This window comes from Nonomuraea sp. NPDC059023, assembly GCF_042740095.1.
Taxonomy (GTDB): Bacteria; Actinomycetota; Actinomycetes; order Streptosporangiales; family Streptosporangiaceae; genus Nonomuraea.
This window is the reverse complement of sequence record NZ_JBHYIO010000004.1, coordinates 270,189-285,841: the sequence shown is the minus strand read 5'-3', so window position 1 is coordinate 285,841 and position 15,653 is coordinate 270,189. Positions and strand designations below refer to the sequence as shown.

Below are 15,653 nucleotides of genomic sequence, written 5' to 3'. Positions count from 1 at the left end.
CCCCCTCAGAGGGGGATCTCGGTCAGCCACTCCGGGTGGCGCTCGGAGCGTCCGCGCACGATCGCCGCGTACTCCCGCTCCAGCCGCGCCGTCACCGGCCCCATCGTCCCGTCGCCGACGCGGCGCCCGTCGACGGCGGTGACCGGCAGGATCTCCCAGGCGGTGCCCATGAAGAACACCTCGTCGGCCAGGTAGAGCTCGCTGCGGTCCACCTCCCGCTCCTCCAGCGCCAGCCCGAGGTCGCGGGTCAGCGCGCAGACGCTGTCCCTGGTCAGCCCGGCCAGCAGGCCACTGGTCAGCGACGGCGTGATCACCGTACCGTCGCGCACGAGGGCGACGCAGGCGCCCGGACCCTCGCTGACCTTGTGCCGGTCGTTGAGCAGGATGGGCCAGTCGTGGCCGTTCTCCCTGGCCTCCATCATCGCCAGCCGCCCGTTGTGGTAGTTGGAGAACGTCTTGGCCCGCGGCGGCATGGACGCGTCGCTCACCCGGATCCACGAGCTGACCGCGGCGCGGCAGCCGCGCGGCGTCAGCAGGTGGCTGTGGAAGGGCCAGCTGTCGACGACGATCTCGCAGCGGGTGCCCGCCGGGACCATCTGCTCGCGGATCACGCCGCGCGGGAAGGCCCACGGCCGGATGTAGGTGTCGGTACGGCAGGCGTTGGCGCGCAGCAGGCCGAGGATGGCCTCCCGCAGGTCGTCCACGCCGCCGGGCAGGTCGAGCCGGCACAGCCGCGCCGAGTCGAACAACCTGCGCAGGTGGTCGTCGAGCCGGAAGGCCAGCAGGCGGCGCCCGTCCGCGGCGAGGTAGGCCTTGATGCCCTCGAAGACGGCGGCGACCGAGGCGTGGCCGACCGCGTTGACGTGCACGGTGGCCTGCTCCCACGGCACGAGGGCGCCGTCGCGCCAGATCCACTCCGGGTGCCCGCTACCGCGGGCGGCCAGCGAGTCGAGGGTGTCGGGGGCCTGGGTGTCGGCGGCCTGGGTGTCGAGTGCGTGCGTCATGCGGCCGCCACCTCCAGGCCGTCGAGCGAGATCTGGTACAGGGTGTCGAGGACGGCGCTGGCCGCGCCGAGGTCGGCGTGGCGGCCGGCGGCGCTGGGCACGGCGACGCAGCGCAGTCCGGCGGCCCGCGCGGCGGCGACCCCCACCTCGGAGTCCTCCAGCGCCAGCACCTCCTCGGCCCGCAGCCCGCACCGCCGCAGAGCCAGCAGGTACAGGTCGGGAGCGGGCTTGGCGGCGATGCCGCCGTCGGCGGTGACCAGGTGGTCGAACCACTCGAGCGCCCCGAGCCGCCCGAGGTGCCCGGCCACCCAGGTGCGCGGCGAGCCGGAGACCACCGCGAGCCGGATGCCGCGCCGCGCGGCCTCCCCGGCCAGCGCCCGTACGCCGGGCCGCAGCGGCTCGGCGTCGGACAGCTCCTGCTTGCGGGCCAGCCGCCAGGCGACCTCCTCCTCGGTCACCGCGCGGCCGAGCGTGCGCCCGAGATGCCCGGCCGCGATGTCGGCGCCGGAGGAGCGTCCGGTCATCGCCGTCCACACCGACTCGGGAAACGCGAGGCCGAAGCGGGCGTAGAGGTCGCGCCAGGACTGCCGGGCGGCCCGTTCGGTGTCGCAGAGCAGGCCGTCGAAGTCGAAGAACAGTCCCCGGACGGCCATCACGCGGGCTGCCCTGCGTGGACGGGGCCGAGGACGCGGCCGAGGTAGTCGTTGGCGAACACGCCGTCGGGGTCGAGCGCGGCGCGCACACGCGCGAAGCTCTCCCACTCCGGGTAGCGCGGGCGCAGGATCTCGGCGGTGGCGGTGTGGGCCTTGCCCCAGTGGGGCCGGGCGTCGAGGTCGCGCAGCACGGGCTCGGCGACGCGCAGGATCTCGATGTAGCCCGCCGTCCTGGGCACGCACAGGTTGACGTAGCCGGTCCGCCGGCCGTACGCGGGACTGAGCGGGGAGTCGTCGGGGGCGCCGACGCGCACGAGCACCGAGTACGGCGAGTAGTGGCCGAAGCGGCGCAGCGCGCCGCGCAGCCCGGCCAGCGCGGCGGGGATGTTCTCCAGCGGCAGCGCGTGCTCCATGGCCAGGAACTTGATCGGCTGCGGGAAGGCGAAGACCCGGTGGGCGGTGTCCACGTAGGAGACGCGCTCGCCGGTGGCGGGTGTACGGCCCAGGCGGGGGACGATGCCGGGGCGCAGCCGTCCGGCCAGGCCGGACAGGCCGCAGCGGACCTCGGCCAGCGTGCTGTCGTAGCGGTGCAGCGCGGCGCGCGGGGTGGGCGGCGCGGCGGTGCGGTCCAGCGCGCGGGTGGCGGCGCTGTCGGCCCACGGCAGCCAGGAGAACGAGACGTGCTCGGCGCTGCCCGCCCACTCCCCGAAGCGTTCGAGCAGTGCGTCGAGCGGCTCGCGGCCGAGTACGGCGCGCAGGTTGAAGCGCGGCACCACGCGCAGCGTGACCTCGGTGATCACGCCGAGGGCGCCGAGCGAGGTGCGCGCGCACCGGAACAGCTCGGGGTCTTCGCGGGTGTCGCACTCGCGTACGGAGCCGTCGGCGGTGACCAGGCGCAGGCGGGTGACCTGGCCGGAGAACGGCGGATGGGTCAGGCCGGTGCCGTGGTTGCCGGTGGCCAGCGCCCCGGCGACGGTCTGCGCGGCGATGGTGCCGAGGTTGCCGAGCGCCAGCCCGGCGCGGTCGAGGGCGGTGCTCAGCATGTGTAAGGAGGTTCCGGCGCGCACGGTGACGGTCCCGGCGGCGCGGTCCACGCCGGCGACGCCGCGGAAGCGGGTCAGGTCGAGCAGCGTGCCGTCGGTGCAGGCCAGCTGGTTGAAGGAGTGCCCGGTGCCGACCGGGCGCACGGTGCGGCCGGCCTTGGCCGCGGTGCGCACCGCGTGGACGATCTCCTCCTCGCGGGTCGGCGCCAGCAACGTGGCGGGGGCGCAGCGCGCGGTGCCCGACCAGGTACGCCAGGTGGGTCGGTTGCTCATGTTCTCCCGTTCCCTGTGGAGAGGTGGGTGCGGTAGCGGGAGACCGCGTCGGACCAGTCCGGCATGGTGATCCCGAGGTGCTTCAGGCGGCCGGTGCTCAGGGTGGAGTTGCGCGGGCGGCGGCCGAGGAAGCCGCAGTCGTCGAGCGCGACCGGCTCGGCGGCCCGGCCCTCGCGCCCCAGCGCCACCCTGGCGACGTCGAACCAGCTGGCCGAGCCGGTGTTGGCCACGTGGAGCGTCCCCGCGGTGCCCCGCTTGAGCAGCAGCACCATGGCGCGGGCCAGGTCGACGGTGTAGGTGGGGCAGCTGAACTGGTCGTGGATGAGGCGTACGCGCTCGCCCCGCTCGGTCTGGCGGATCATGGCGAGCACGTTGTCGGTGCGCTCGTCGCTGCCGCCGAACAGCCAGGAGGTGCGGATGACGAGGTGGTCGTCGACGGTGGCCGCGATGCGCTCGCCGGCCAGTTTGCTCAGCCCGTACACGCTGAGCGGGCCCGGGGTGTCGGTCTCGCGGTAGCCGCCGTCGGGGGTGTCGGCCCCGTCGAAGACGTAGTCGCTGGAGACGTAGACCAGGCGGCTGCCGGTCCTGCGGCAGGCGTCCGCGACGTTGCGGACGCCTGCCACGTTCACGCGCAGCGCGAGCTGCGGGTCGGCCTCGCACTCGTCGACGATCGCGTGCGCGGCGGTGTGGACGACGACGTCGGGCGCGAAGTCCTCGACGGAGGCGCGCACCGCGCCGGGGTCGCCGATGTCGAAGTCGGCCACGGAGACGCCGCGCACGTCCCAGCCCGCGGTGAGCGGGTCGGCGGCCAGCGCGGCGCGCAGTGCGGTGCCGAGCATCCCGTCGGCTCCGGTGAGGTAGATCCGCATTCCCCCGCGTCTCCTTTACAGGTGGCCGAACTCGGCCAGCAGCTCGGACACGGTCGCCCCCGAGTTGATCTTGTCGCGGATCGTCTTCTCCTTGCCGATCTGCACGCGGGTGCCTTCCAGCACGTCCTGGGCGTCGGCGGAGGGGACGACGGCGATGCCGTTCTCGTCGGCCACGATGATGTCGCCCGGGTGGATGACCTGGCCGTCCACCACGACGGGCACGTTCACCTGCACCGGCTCCGTGCGGTTGTGCACGGCGGTGGGCGAGGGCCTGGGCACCGTGCCGCGGTACCAGACCGGGAAGTTCAGGTCGCGGATCTCGTCCACGTCGCGGATGGCGCCGTCCACGATCCCGGCCGCGACGCCCGCCTTCAGCGAGAGCGTGGACATCAGCCCGCCCCACATCGCGGTCCTGGTGGAGCGGTGACAGGCGAGCACGATCACGTCGCCCGGTTGCGCCCTGCTCAGCACCGGCATGCAGTCGACGAGGTCGTCGATGGACAGGTTCACGGTGATCGCGGGCCCGACGATCTTGTGGTGCGGCAGCACCGGCAGCAACCCCCCGATGGCTCCGGTACGGCGGCGCGCGTCGGTCACCAGGCAGCTCGGGCTGTACTCCTTCAACACCTCGCGGAAGGCGTCGATGATCTCCTGCGGAGGGCGCGGCATGTCGTTGTAGACGGTCTCCACTGTGGTCCTTTCAGGAAACGTGTTTACGGATGGTGTCGGCCAGGTGCTCGGGGCTCAGCCCGTGGGCGGCGAGCACCTCGTCGTCGCGCCCGCAGCGGGGCACGTCCTCGACGCCGATCCCGAGGAAGGCGGGCGGGCCGGGCAGGCCCAGCTCCAGCAGCGTCCTGGCCACGACGTCGGCCTGGCCGCCCCTGGTGTAGTGGTTCTCCACGACGAACAGCCGGTCGGCGCGGCCGGCCAGGTCGGCCAGCCAGCCGGCGTCCACGCGGTTGAGCCAGGGCAGGTTGACCACGGTGAGCTCCAGGCCGGTCGCGGCCAGCGCCTCGGCCGCGCGCAGCAGCTGGGCCAGGACGATCGGCCCCGAGCCGATGGCCACGGTCCGGCCGCCCTCGCGCACGACGGTGCCCCGGCCGGGCACGAGCGGCGCGGCGGACAGCGTGGCGGTCTCCGGCGGGCAGGGCACGCTGACCAGCCGGAGGTAGACGCTGTGCGGGGTGTTCGCGCAGAAGTCGACCGCGGCCCGCGTCTCCTCGGGGCTCGCCGGCTCCAGGATCACCAGGCCGGGCATCGCGGCCAGCGCGCTCACGTCGCGGACCGCCTGGTGGGAGTGGCCGGGCGCGGCGGGCAGCAGCCCGGCCAGCGACCCGACGTAGATCACCTTCCGGCCTTCCGTGGCGTTGGTGTAGATCTGCTCGTTCGGCCGGGCGTGCAGGAAGCAGGAGAAGGAGTGGACGAACGGCAGCAGCCCCCGGTAGGCCAGGCCCCCGGCGATCGAGACCATGTCCTGCTCGGCGATCCCGCATTCGACGAAGCGCAGGGGGAAGCGGCGCCAGAACGGGATCAGGCCGGTGTCGAGCACGAGGTCGGCGTCCAGGGCGATCACCCGGGCGTCCCGGGCGGCCAGGTCGGCGAGGGCTTCGCCGTACACCTCGGGGAGTTTGGGTGTCTGGAGCTTGACGGGGGGCTGGTCCTGGGCGGTGCTCAACCCGAACGGACCGCAGCTCGCGCGGGCGGCGTCGAGGAGCTCGCCGTGCGCGGCGAGGTAGTCCTCGCGGGCGGGCGCGCCGCTGTGGAAGCGGTAGCGCCACTCGTCCTCGCGCATCGAGGTCGCGGCGAAGCGCGCGCAGCCCGCGCCCTTCACCGTGTCGGCGATGATCACGGCGGGCCGGTCGGCGTGATCGTCGGCGCGGCGGGCGAAGGTGGCGGCCAGTTGTTCCTGGTCGTGCCCGTCGCACCTTAGGACGGCCCAGCCGAACGCGGTGAACTTGGCCTCCAGGTCGCCGAGGTCGCTGACGTCGCGTACCCAGGTGTCGGACTGGATCTTGTTGTGGTCGACGATGACGGTCAGCTCGCCCATGCCGGAGCGGGCCGCGCCGGCCAGGGCCTCCCAGTTCTGGCCCTCCTGGAGCTCGCCGTCGCCGGTCAGCACGTAGACGCGCTGGTCGCGGCCGAGCAGCCGGTTGGCCAGCACGACGCCCTTGGCCTTGGAGATGCCCATGCCGAGCGAGCCGGTGTTGAAGGGCATGTGCGGGGTGCCGACGTCGGGGTGGCCGGGCAGGCCGCCGAGGCGGCGCAGCCGGTGCAGCAGGTCCTCCTCCAGCCGGCCGAGACCGATCAGCGCCGCGTACAGGCCGGGGGCGTCGTGGCCCTTGGAGGAGAAGAACAGGTCGTCCTCGCGCAGCTCTTCGAGCAGGAGCCGGCTGATGACGTCGGCGGCGCTGAAGCTGGACCCGAGGTGCCCGGATCCGGCGCGCATGATCATGTAGAGGGTGTTGATCCTGGTGAGGGTGGCGAAGGCGTGGGCCCGGCGGCAGGGGTCCTCGATGCCGCCGAGCACGCGCGTGATCTCGCTCACCGGCACCCAGGCCAGCGTGCGGGTCTCACCAGCAGACATAGCCGCCATCGACCTGCAACTCCGTTCCTGTGACGTAACTGCTCTGGTTGGAGGCGAGGAAGAGCAGCGGGCCCGCCAGGTCCTCGTGGCGGGCCATCCGCTGCAGGGGCACTTTGGCGCTGAACTTCCTGCGGAACTCGGGGTCCTGGCCGCCGAGCACGCCGCCGGGCGAGAGCGTGTTGACCCGCACGCCGCGCGGGCCCCACAGCGCGGCCAGGTACCGGGTCAGCGCGGACACCCCGGCCTTCGACATGCCGTACGCGGGCGGCTTGAGGAAGGGCGGGTCGAGCGGCAGGTGCTCGTACAGCCGGGGGTCGGGGGCCATGGTCCCGTAGAGGGAGCCGATGTTGATCACCGAGCCCCGGCCGTTCCTGGCCAGCTCGGCGCCGAACACCTGACAGGCGCGCAGCGTGCCGTGCAGGTTGACGTCCAGCACGGCCGCCGAGCGCTCGTCGGGGATGTCCTCGAACGTCCAGCTCCCGGTGGCGGCCGACGGCGGCTGGTCGATCCCGGCGTTGTTGACCAGGATGGCCGGCCGGCCCAGCTCGGCCAGGCACAACTCCAGTGCCGCGCCCAGGCTGAGCCGGTCGGTGATGTCGGCCTTGGCGAGCACGAAGCGCTCGTCGCCGTGGCGGGTCAGGGTCTCGGCCAGCTCCGCGCTCAGCTCGGCGTGGATGTCGAGGCCGAGCACCCTGGCGCCCGCGCCGAGCAGCGCGTCGGTCCAGACCGCGCCGAGCCGGCCCAGCACGCCGGTCACGACCGCGATCTCCCCGGTCAGTTCGATGTTCAGCGCAGTCACCCTCAGCCGAGAAGGTCGGGGCTGAGGTCGGCGTCGAAGGCCAGCGGCGCGCGCAGCGTGCGCCCCACGACCTGTCCCAGCAGGTACGGCCGCATGCCGTCGCCGCCGGGTGACTTGATCGCGATGTCGTCCTCGGTCAGCACGTGGCCGGTGTCCAGGTCACGGGCGGCGACCAGCTTCTTGCCCAGCTTCCGCAGCGCCGGCGCCTCCGCGGGCAGCTGGCGCTTCTCCCCCGAGCCGAGCGACTCCCTGGTACGGCGCAGCCCGGCCACCAGCTCTGCCAGCTGCTCCGGTTCGAGGGAGAAGTGGTGGTCGCTGCCCGGCCTGGTGCGGTCGAGGGTGAAGTGCTTCTCGACCACCCGGGCGCCCAGCGCGTAGGCGACGTAGCTGAGATCGGGTCCCAGGTCGTGGCCGGAGAAGCCGACCACGACGTGCGGGAACTCCCGCCGGTAGGTGCCGATGACCGACAGGTTCAGGTCGGTGGCCGAGACGGGGTAGATGGCGGTGCACTGGAGCATCGCCACGTTGGAGTTGATCGGCAGCACCACGTCGAGCGCGCGGCGCACGTCGGTCATGTCCGCGCCGCCGCTGCTCATGATCAGCGGCAGGCCGGTCTTCGCGGCGTAGCTGAGCAGCGGGGTGTTCGTGAGGTCCGCGGAGGCCAGCTTGATCGCCGGGACGCCGATGCCGACGAGGAAGTCGACGCTGGCGAAGTCGAAGGCGGTGGAGATGAAGTCGATGCCCGCCTCGCCGGCCACCTTCGCGAGGTGCGTGTATTCGTGGTGGCCGAATTCGAGGGCCTCTCTGTGGGCGCCGTAGGTGGCGCCGTAGCTGTTTCTGCCGGTATAGGGCTCGTCGTACATCGCCTTGGTGTACAAGGTCGTGTTCTCGCGCTTCTGAAGTTTGGCCGCGCTCGCGCCGGCGGCGGCGGCCTTCAGGACGAGTTCTTCCGCCTTATCCAGGTCGCCCTCGTGGTTGTGCCCGATCTCCGCGATTACATACGCGTCGGAACCATCCGAGATCACTCTGCCGGCTATTGCCAGTTCCCGCGAACTCATTTTTCCCCTTTACCATGCACACGTGTCGACATGCGGCGCGAATGTTTGTCGCTCCGCACTCTTGGCCGTAACCGACTCGTACCAGAGGAAGCATGCTCCAGCGCTGGTCAGCGCCTTGCGATGGGAGATCCTCAAGTGTCTCCGCCCAGGCGAGCATGCTCGCCGAATACACCTTTGGATTGTTTATCCGTGCCGATCAACCGGCGCCGCCCTTGCCGTATCGATCACACCCCGATTTCACCCCTGGCCTCATCTCCGCGCCCATTTGGCCGCGGATCTATGTGAGGTCCCCACAAATCACTGGTCAAGTGTTACACGACCGGTCGTCGCACTGTCAACACATGACATATTTAGCCAGGTGGATCGTATTAAGTCAGGATGGCCTTAAAGCGCCGATGGACGCCACCCTTCAGCAGGGCTTCAACATTGTGATCCGATGTTCTCGGCAAATTAATGGGGCGGGATATCACGCGATGGGAGCCATTACAAGGGACTCGGCCACGGTGGTGCGCGCGTACATGACGAATCGCCCCGCGCGATGCGCGGTCACCAGTCCCGCGGAACGCAGGGCGGCGAGATGCTCCGAGACGCTGCTGGCGGCCAGACCCGTCCGATGGGTGAGCTCGGTGGTGGAGGCGGGCGTGTCGAGCTCCATGAGCAGAACGGTCCTGGAGCGCCCGATGACCGCCGCGAGGGCGTCGGCCGTGGTGCGGTCGCGGCGCTCCCACAGCGAGGCCACTCCGCGCGCCGGATAGGTCAGCGTTGGCTGCCAGGGCGGGATGGTGCTGGAGAAGACCGACGGCCAGACGAACGCCGAGGGGACCAGCAGCAGACCCTGGCCGTCCAGGGAGCGCGCGCCGGAGTAGCGCGGGTGGGCGATGTGCAGGCTGCCGTCCTGCCAGCGCACGATGGAGGCCAGGTCGGCGAAGAGCCTGGCCGCGCCGCCGTCGGCCAGGCGGCGGGCGCGATAGATCACGTCGCCCTGGTGCAGCGCGCGCAGGCGCGGCCAGTGCGGGGCGATCGCCAAGTCCCAGTACGCCTCGATCACCCCGGCCAGCCTGGCCAGGCCGGGGACCGGGTCGTCGTGGAGCGCGTCCACCCAGGGCGAGCGCGCGTCGACCATGTGCCCGAGGTCGGTCCTGACCTGGCCGGGCGGCGTGGCGCGCAGCGTCTCCAGCTGGGCGGCGAACTCGGGGGCCGGCGTGAGCGGCGGCGGCGTCAGGAAGTCTGGGATGTACCAGCTCGGCACGGGCACCAGGTCGGACAGCGGTCCGAGGTCGAGGCCGGAGGAGGCCAGCAGGGGCCGGGTCTCGGCCACCCACGGCTCGTGCACGATGTGGGCGGCCGGATCCTTCAGCACCCGGATGCTGGCGACGACCTCCTGCAGCGGGGAGGTCGCGAAGCGGGTGCGGGCGAGGTCGTCCGCCGAGAAGCCGAGCGTCAGCATGACACCCCCACAATTTCCGCGGAGAATCCATTGTGCACGCATTTCGGGCGATCGCGAGGCTTTAAGCGGCGCTTCAACCCAGGGCACAGAATCTTTCACTACTTCTTTCCGCGGCGACCCTCCATAATGGGGACCGAAACGGATTCCGGCTTATGGAGAAACGTCTGATGCCAAGTTCCCTTTTCTCGCTGGGCGGCGACCTTCCGATCCGGAGGCTGGGCTTCGGCGCGATGCGGCTGACCGGTGAGGGCAACTGGGGCCTGCCGGACGACCCCGGGTACGCGCTCGACGTGGCCAGGCGCGCGGTCGAACTCGGCGTGAACTTCATCGACACCGCCGACGCCTACGGCCCGGGAACCAATGAGGAGCAGCTGGCGCAGGCGCTCCGGCCCTACCCCGACGGCCTGGTCATCGGCACCAAGGCGGGCCAGAGCAGGCCCAGCAGCGACGACTGGGTGCCGCTCGGCCGTCCCGAGTACCTGCTGCAGCAGGCCCACCTGAGCCTGCGCCGCCTGGGTGTCGAGCGCATCGACCTCTACCAGCTCCACCGCATCGACCCGAAGGTCCCGGCGGAGGAGCAGTTCGGGGCGCTCAAGCAGCTCCAGGACGAGGGGAAGATCCGCCACATCGGGCTGTCGGAGGTCTCGGTCGCGCAGATCGAGCAGGCGCGCAAGCAGATCGACGTGGTGAGCGTGCAGAACCTCTACAACATCACCAACCGCCGCTATGAGGACGTCATCGACTACTGCGAGCGGGAGAACATCGCGTTCATCCCCTGGCTGCCGCTGGCCAGGGGCGGCCACGCCAGCGCCGGCGGCGCGCTGGCACAGGTCGCCAAGCAGCTCGACGCCACGACCGCGCAGATCTCGCTGGCGTGGCTGCTGCGCCGCTCCCCCGTGATCATTCCGATCCCGGGCACCTGCTCGATCCCCCACCTGGAGGAGAACGTCGCGGCGGGCGACATCGAGCTGACCGACGAGCAGTTCGCCTACCTCACGCGCGAGGTCGCGGGGGGCTAGGCGCCAACGGCGGCCGCCGGGGCGCGCGGTCCGGGCAGGACGGACGGCGTCCCGGCGGGCAGGGGCCCGTCGATCAGCCGGTGGTCGGGCTGGGTCACCAGCCGGGCCGCCGTGGCCAGCATCTCCACGGCCGCCATGACCGCGGGACGACGGCCGGCCTCCTGGCGCCAGACCGCGTAGACGCGCCGGCTCAGGCGGGGGCGTACCGGCACGATCCGCACGCCGTCGGGCACCTGGTCGCGGCCCAGCCTCGGCATGACCGCGACCCCGAAGCCCGCCTGCACCAGCGCCAGCTGCGTCGGGTGCTCACCGGCGGTGTGTCCCACCCGCGGCTCCACCCCGCGCTCGCGCATGGTGTGCAGCAGCCAGTCGTGGCAGCCCGTGCCGGGCGACCAGGTGATCCACACCTCCTGCGCCAGGTCCTCCAGGTCGAGCACCGAACGCTCGGCCAGCGGGTGCCCGGCCGGCAGCGCCACGTCCACGACGTCTTCGAGCAACTGCTTCGTGGCCAGCCGATCGGGTACGGCCAGCGGCACGTTGAACCAGTCCTGGACCACGGCGACGTCCAGATCCCCCCGGGACACGAGGGGCATCGAGCCTTCCTGCTCCTGCTCCGACAGCTCCACGCGCAGCTGCGGATATTCGCGTTTCAACATGGTGACGGCCCGGGGCAGCAGGCCCCGCACCGTGGACGGGAAGCCCGCGATCGACAGCTTGCCCACGACCGCGCCCCGGTACCCGTCGAGCTCGGCCTCCGCCTCGTCGGCCAGGGACAGGATGCGCTCGGCGTATCCGAGCAGGAGCCGTCCGGCGTCGGTGAGCCGCACGCCCCTGCCGTGGCGTTCCAGCATGCTCTGGCCTACCTCGCGTTCGAGCTTGGCCAGGCGCTGGGAGACCGCCGAGGTCGTGATGTGCAACACGTCCCCAGCGGCGCTGATCGAGCCGCTCCGAGCTACGGCGTGCAACGTCTGCATTAACGCCAACTCAATCATGTGCCGATCCTAACCGTGGGCCTTCCTCCTCCGTCAGCCCTGCCGGTCGGGTGGTTTTGTGCCGTTCGACGCATTCACCGGCTCCTAGGACTCCGGCTCCTCTCGCGGCAGTTCCCGCATCTTTCTCATCGGCGAGAAATAGAGCGGCAGCCACGCGAGGGCCAGTCCGGCCGCGCCCACCCAAAGGGCGGTCCGCACGCCGGCGAACTGCCCGATCAACCCGGTGAGCGCGGCGCCGAGTGAAAGCACGCCGTGCATGAGGAACCGCATGGTGGCGTTCATCCGGCCCAGCAGATGCGTGGGGGTCACCTGCTGGCGGAAGCTGATCAGGATGACGTTGTTCACGCCGATCCGGTAGTTGAGCACGAGCCAGGCGACGCCCGCGAGCCACAGCCATATCCCGCGGTCGACGAGCGGGAACACCGCGCAGGCCGGTACGACGGCGAGCCCGATGATCCACAGGCCGCGGCCCTGTCCGAGCCAGGCCGTGACCCGGCGCGCGGTCAGGGCGCCGAGCAGCATGCCGATGCCGTCCACGGCGAAGAACAGGCCGAGCGTGAACGCCGACAGCCCGAGCTCGCGCTGGAACATCAGCGGCATGATCACGATGATCATCGAGACCGACATGTTGACCATGGCGCCGTTGATCGCGATGGCGCGCAGCAGCGGGTGGCCGAAGACCAGGACCAGGCCCTCCCTGATCTCGCGCACGAGGTGGCGCTTGCCACCCTCGGGCGGCGGCGGGGGCGCCTCGCGGTCGCGGATGCGCGACAGGCACAGCGCCGACCACACGTAGCCCACGGCGTCCACGGCGGCGGCCAGCGGCGCGGTGATGAGCTGGATGAGGAACCCGGCGCCGGCCGGCCCCGCCACGTTGTTGACCGCCTCCATGCCGCCCAGGTGGGAGTTGGCCTCCACCAGGCGCTCGCGCGAGACGATGGCGGGCAGGTAGCTCTGTGAGGAGACGTCGAAGAACACGGTGGCGAAGCCGCTCAGGACCACGACCACGTACAGCTGGGCAAGCGTGAGCACACCCAGCGCGTACGCCACCGGCACCGACCCGACCAGCGCGGCGCGCACCAGGTCGGCCACCACCATCACCCTGCGGCGCCCGTGCACCCGGTCCATCCACGCGCCCGCCGGCAGCCCGATCAGCAGGAAGGCGATCGTGCCCAGCATGCCGAGCACGCCGACCTGGCCCGGCGAGGCGTTGAGCACGATCACCGCGACCAGGGGCAGCGCCAGCAGCCTGATCTGGGTGCCGAACATACTGACCGCGGCGGCGGCGAACAGCAGCCGGAAGGAGCGGTTGACCCGGAACAGCGAACCCGGCCGCTCCTCCAGCGTCTCCGCCTCCGTCCCGCGGCCTTCAGCCATCGATCCTCCGGCCACGGACGTGGAACAGCTCGCCGAGTCCCTTCAGCGAGCGGTCGCAGGCCGCCGCGTCCTCGCCGACGGCGAAGCCCGCGGCCATCCGGCCCTTCACGAACGAGCCCGGCGGCAGCAGCAGCCGCTTGCCCGGCTCGGCCAGCAGGGTGACCTCCCAGATGCCCGGGGGCAGCCGGTCGGTGTCCAGGCGCAGGTCGTCCACGACCATGTCGTGCGGGGGGTAGAAGTAGCGCACCGCGGCGCTGGAGCGGCGGCGTGGCCGTACGTCGGGACGCTCGCCGCAGGCGATCCGCGCGGCGGCCACGAGCAGGTCGACGCCGGTGGCCAGCAGTCCGACGTAGGAGACGAGGTCGCCGCTGAGGCGGCCGTTGAGCTCGACCACGCGCGGGCCCCTGGCGGTGAGGCGCAGCTCGGTGTGGGTGACGCCGTTGTCGAAGCCGAGCGCGGCGTGCGCGGCGCGTACGACCTCGACGATCTCCGGGTCGTGCAGCAGCGGGTCGTCGGTGCTGACGAAGTGGCCGGTCTCCTCGAAGGTGGGCGGCCGGTCGAGCTCCTTGCGCGAGATGAACACGGGCTCGACCTCGCCGTGGAAGACGGCGGCGTCGACGCCGATCTCCGGGCCGTCCAGGTACTCCTCGACCAGCACGCCCTCGGCGTAGCGCTCGACCTCGGCGAAGTGGGCGCGCTCGGTGAAGGCGAACTGCGCGTCGAGCTGCTCGGGCCCGTCCACGCGGGCCACGCCCTCGCTGCCGGCCAGCGCGCGCGGCTTGAGCACCACCGGATAGCCGATCTCGGCGGCGACGCGGTGGGCCGCGGCGGCGTCGGGCACGGGGACAGAGCGGACCGAGCCGGGGATGTCCGGGGTCATGCGGGCGCGGGTCAGGCTCTTGTCCCTGCAGGCCAGGATGGCGTCGGAGGGGCTGGTGGGCACGCCGAGCGCCTCGGCGATGCGGGCGGCGTTGTGGACGCGCATCTCGTCGTAGCAGAGCACGCCGGCGAACGGCATGCGTGTGAACAGCTCCTTCGCCGCCGCCATCGCCTCGTCCAGGTCGAGCGCGTCCACCTTCGTCTGGCCGACGAGGTAGGGCCGGTCCCAGGTGGCCTCGCGCGCGTCCAGCAGCCACAGCCGGAACTCGCGGTGCAGCCCGCGCAGTCCCCACTCGCGGTACTGCGGGTTCATCCCGCTGTTGACCAGCAGGATCAGCGGCCGGTGGTCGGCGGGGTCGGTGGGCGGGAATCCGTCGGACATGTCATCGCCCCTCGGGGTCGGTGCGCAGCCGCAGCGTGCTCACCAGTTCGTCGAAGACCGGGTCGAGTTCGTCCACGTCGTTCACCTTGAAGATCAGGTGGCCGTGGCCCTGGAAGGTGCGGGGCGGCACCTCGAGGTGGTCGCCGAGGTGGCGGTAGATCTCCACCTCGTCCACGCGCGGGTCGGCGGCCGCCCGGTCGAGGCCGACGATCTCGCTCAGCGTCCCCGCCCGCTCGGGGAAGATGTTCCAGAAGCCGATGGGCCGCGCGACCTCGCGCGGCGCGATCTCGGGGGTACGGCCCAGCGCCAGGTCCAGCGCCGCCTCCACCAGGTCCACCCCGGTGCTGAGCAGGACCGAGCGGTAGATGGGCCCGCCGCCCATGCGCGCCGCGGCTTCGAGCACGACCGGCTCCACCCCGCCGGCCAGCCGGAACTCCACGTGGGTCGGCCCGGTGAGTATGCCCATCGCCTCGTGCACGTCGCGTACGGCGGCGGCGATCCGCTCGACCGTCTTCTCCGGCAGCCGGGTGGGCGTGCAGGCGTAGACCTCCTCGAAGGTCGGCCCGGTCGGCAGCGGCTTGTCGTGGATGGCCAGCACGTGGGTCGTGCCCGCCACGACCAGGGACTCCACGCAGATCTCCGGTCCCGGAACGAACTGCTCGGCCAGGACGCCGCCGCCGTAGGAGCGCATCGCGGAGTCGTGCAGCGGGTCGTAGGTGAAGCCGGCCCACGCGCCCTCGCGGATGACGTCGAAGTGCTCCTCCAGCTCCGCCATGGTGGCGACGCTGCGCACGTACATGCTGCCGGTGCCGATGATCGGCTTCAGCACCATCGGGAAGCCGACCTCGCCGGCCGCCTTCTCCGCCTCTTCCAGGGTTGCGGCCAGGGCGAACCTGGGCTGCGCGACCCCGCCCTCGGCGAACGCGGCCCGCATCAGGTACTTGTCCCTCGCCAGATGCGCGGTCCGCTCGCTGACCCCCGGCAGCCCGAACTCGGCGGCGACGCGGGCGGCGGAGGGCACCGCGGCCTCGGCGAAGGTGACGACCGCGTCGATCGGGGCGCTCTCCGCCGCGGCCACGGCTTTGGCGGCGCTTAACGTCTCGTCGATGCTGCTGGTGTCGGCGACCACGACCTCGTCGACGTAGTCGGCCTCCCATTCGGGATCCTTCATGATCATGATGACCCGGTGGCCGTGCTCCTCGGCGTATTTCCGCGTGCGCGCCAGGTGCCTGCGCCGGCTCAAATTCTTTTTATGCAGCACGATAATACTCATC

Annotated in this window: 14 protein-coding genes; 1 reads left to right on the top strand and 13 read right to left on the bottom strand. The window is 71.7% G+C overall.

Annotation, left to right across the window (positions count from 1 at the left end):
* Positions 1–5: 5 nt before the first annotated feature.
* The 9 genes from ACFWYW_RS09480 to ACFWYW_RS09440 form a co-directional block, all read right to left on the bottom strand.
* A complete protein-coding gene (locus ACFWYW_RS09480; RefSeq protein ID WP_379621570.1) occupies positions 6–1,004 on the bottom strand; it encodes a branched-chain amino acid transaminase in 999 nt (332 codons plus the stop codon).
* Positions 1,001–1,657 (bottom strand): HAD family hydrolase, encoded by a 657-nt coding sequence (locus tag ACFWYW_RS09475; RefSeq protein ID WP_379621656.1) that lies wholly within the window; start codon positions 1,655–1,657, stop codon positions 1,001–1,003. Before ACFWYW_RS09475 ends, ACFWYW_RS09480 begins: the two co-directional genes overlap by 4 nt.
* Positions 1,657–2,973, bottom strand: a complete 1,317-nt coding sequence (locus ACFWYW_RS09470; protein WP_379621572.1) for a D-arabinono-1,4-lactone oxidase — start codon at positions 2,971–2,973, stop codon at positions 1,657–1,659. The genes ACFWYW_RS09475 and ACFWYW_RS09470 overlap by 1 nt, the downstream gene beginning before the upstream one ends.
* A complete protein-coding gene (rfbD, locus tag ACFWYW_RS09465) occupies positions 2,970–3,842 on the bottom strand; it encodes a dTDP-4-dehydrorhamnose reductase (protein WP_379633197.1) in 873 nt (290 codons plus the stop codon). Before rfbD ends, ACFWYW_RS09470 begins: the two co-directional genes overlap by 4 nt.
* A 15-nt stretch (positions 3,843–3,857) precedes the next feature.
* Positions 3,858–4,532, bottom strand: a complete 675-nt coding sequence (locus ACFWYW_RS09460; RefSeq protein ID WP_379621578.1) for an RraA family protein — start codon at positions 4,530–4,532, stop codon at positions 3,858–3,860.
* A 10-nt stretch (positions 4,533–4,542) separates the two neighbouring features.
* The gene (locus ACFWYW_RS09455; protein ID WP_379621580.1) at positions 4,543–6,426 is read right to left on the bottom strand and encodes a transketolase C-terminal domain-containing protein; all 1,884 of its coding nucleotides are present in this window, start codon (positions 6,424–6,426) and stop codon (positions 4,543–4,545) included.
* On the bottom strand, positions 6,413–7,225 hold the full coding sequence (locus ACFWYW_RS09450) for an SDR family oxidoreductase (protein ID WP_379621582.1): 813 nt from the start codon (positions 7,223–7,225) through the stop codon (positions 6,413–6,415). The genes ACFWYW_RS09455 and ACFWYW_RS09450 overlap by 14 nt, the downstream gene beginning before the upstream one ends.
* A 2-nt stretch (positions 7,226–7,227) precedes the next feature.
* The gene (locus tag ACFWYW_RS09445; protein WP_379621584.1) at positions 7,228–8,283 is read right to left on the bottom strand and encodes an N-acetylneuraminate synthase family protein; all 1,056 of its coding nucleotides are present in this window, start codon (positions 8,281–8,283) and stop codon (positions 7,228–7,230) included.
* A 466-nt stretch (positions 8,284–8,749) separates the two neighbouring features.
* Entirely contained in the window at positions 8,750–9,730 is a 981-nt protein-coding gene (locus ACFWYW_RS09440; protein ID WP_379621586.1) for a DUF5937 family protein, read from the bottom strand.
* A 167-nt stretch (positions 9,731–9,897) separates the two neighbouring features.
* Between ACFWYW_RS09440 and ACFWYW_RS09435 the strand changes: the two genes are divergently transcribed.
* A complete protein-coding gene (locus ACFWYW_RS09435; RefSeq protein ID WP_379621588.1) occupies positions 9,898–10,749 on the top strand; it encodes an aldo/keto reductase in 852 nt (283 codons plus the stop codon).
* Here the strand turns inward: ACFWYW_RS09435 and ACFWYW_RS09430 are convergent.
* The 4 genes from ACFWYW_RS09430 to ACFWYW_RS09415 all read right to left on the bottom strand — a co-directional run bounded on the left by ACFWYW_RS09430 (position 10,746) and on the right by ACFWYW_RS09415 (position 15,622).
* Positions 10,746–11,741: a LysR family transcriptional regulator gene (locus ACFWYW_RS09430; protein ID WP_379621590.1), complete on the bottom strand. Its 996-nt coding sequence runs from the start codon at positions 11,739–11,741 to the stop codon at positions 10,746–10,748. The genes ACFWYW_RS09435 and ACFWYW_RS09430 overlap by 4 nt on opposite strands.
* An 84-nt stretch (positions 11,742–11,825) precedes the next feature.
* Positions 11,826–13,118: an MFS transporter gene (locus ACFWYW_RS09425; RefSeq protein WP_379621592.1), complete on the bottom strand. Its 1,293-nt coding sequence runs from the start codon at positions 13,116–13,118 to the stop codon at positions 11,826–11,828.
* The gene (locus ACFWYW_RS09420; RefSeq protein ID WP_379621594.1) at positions 13,111–14,379 is read right to left on the bottom strand and encodes an acetyl-CoA carboxylase biotin carboxylase subunit family protein; all 1,269 of its coding nucleotides are present in this window, start codon (positions 14,377–14,379) and stop codon (positions 13,111–13,113) included. The genes ACFWYW_RS09425 and ACFWYW_RS09420 overlap by 8 nt, the downstream gene beginning before the upstream one ends.
* Position 14,380: 1 nt before the next feature.
* A complete protein-coding gene (locus tag ACFWYW_RS09415; RefSeq protein WP_379621596.1) occupies positions 14,381–15,622 on the bottom strand; it encodes an ATP-grasp domain-containing protein in 1,242 nt (413 codons plus the stop codon).
* Between the last annotated feature and the right edge of the window lie 31 nt (positions 15,623–15,653).

Bases quoted from the DNA above. Each gene is read 5' to 3' on its own strand.
- ACFWYW_RS09425 (WP_379621592.1), bottom strand. From the start codon at position 13,118: ATGGCTGAAGGCCGCGGGACGGAGGCGGAGACGCTGGAGGAGCGGCCG.
- rfbD (WP_379633197.1), bottom strand. From the start codon at position 3,842: ATGCGGATCTACCTCACCGGAGCCGACGGGATGCTCGGCACCGCACTG.
- ACFWYW_RS09455 (WP_379621580.1), bottom strand. From the start codon at position 6,426: ATGTCTGCTGGTGAGACCCGCACGCTGGCCTGGGTGCCGGTGAGCGAG.
- ACFWYW_RS09430 (WP_379621590.1), bottom strand. From the start codon at position 11,741: ATGATTGAGTTGGCGTTAATGCAGACGTTGCACGCCGTAGCTCGGAGC.
- ACFWYW_RS09470 (WP_379621572.1), bottom strand. From the start codon at position 2,973: ATGAGCAACCGACCCACCTGGCGTACCTGGTCGGGCACCGCGCGCTGC.
- ACFWYW_RS09440 (WP_379621586.1), bottom strand. From the start codon at position 9,730: ATGCTGACGCTCGGCTTCTCGGCGGACGACCTCGCCCGCACCCGCTTC.
- ACFWYW_RS09475 (WP_379621656.1), bottom strand. From the start codon at position 1,657: ATGGCCGTCCGGGGACTGTTCTTCGACTTCGACGGCCTGCTCTGCGAC.
- ACFWYW_RS09480 (WP_379621570.1), bottom strand. From the start codon at position 1,004: ATGACGCACGCACTCGACACCCAGGCCGCCGACACCCAGGCCCCCGAC.
- ACFWYW_RS09420 (WP_379621594.1), bottom strand. From the start codon at position 14,379: ATGTCCGACGGATTCCCGCCCACCGACCCCGCCGACCACCGGCCGCTG.
- ACFWYW_RS09435 (WP_379621588.1), top strand. From the start codon at position 9,898: ATGCCAAGTTCCCTTTTCTCGCTGGGCGGCGACCTTCCGATCCGGAGG.
- ACFWYW_RS09445 (WP_379621584.1), bottom strand. From the start codon at position 8,283: ATGAGTTCGCGGGAACTGGCAATAGCCGGCAGAGTGATCTCGGATGGT.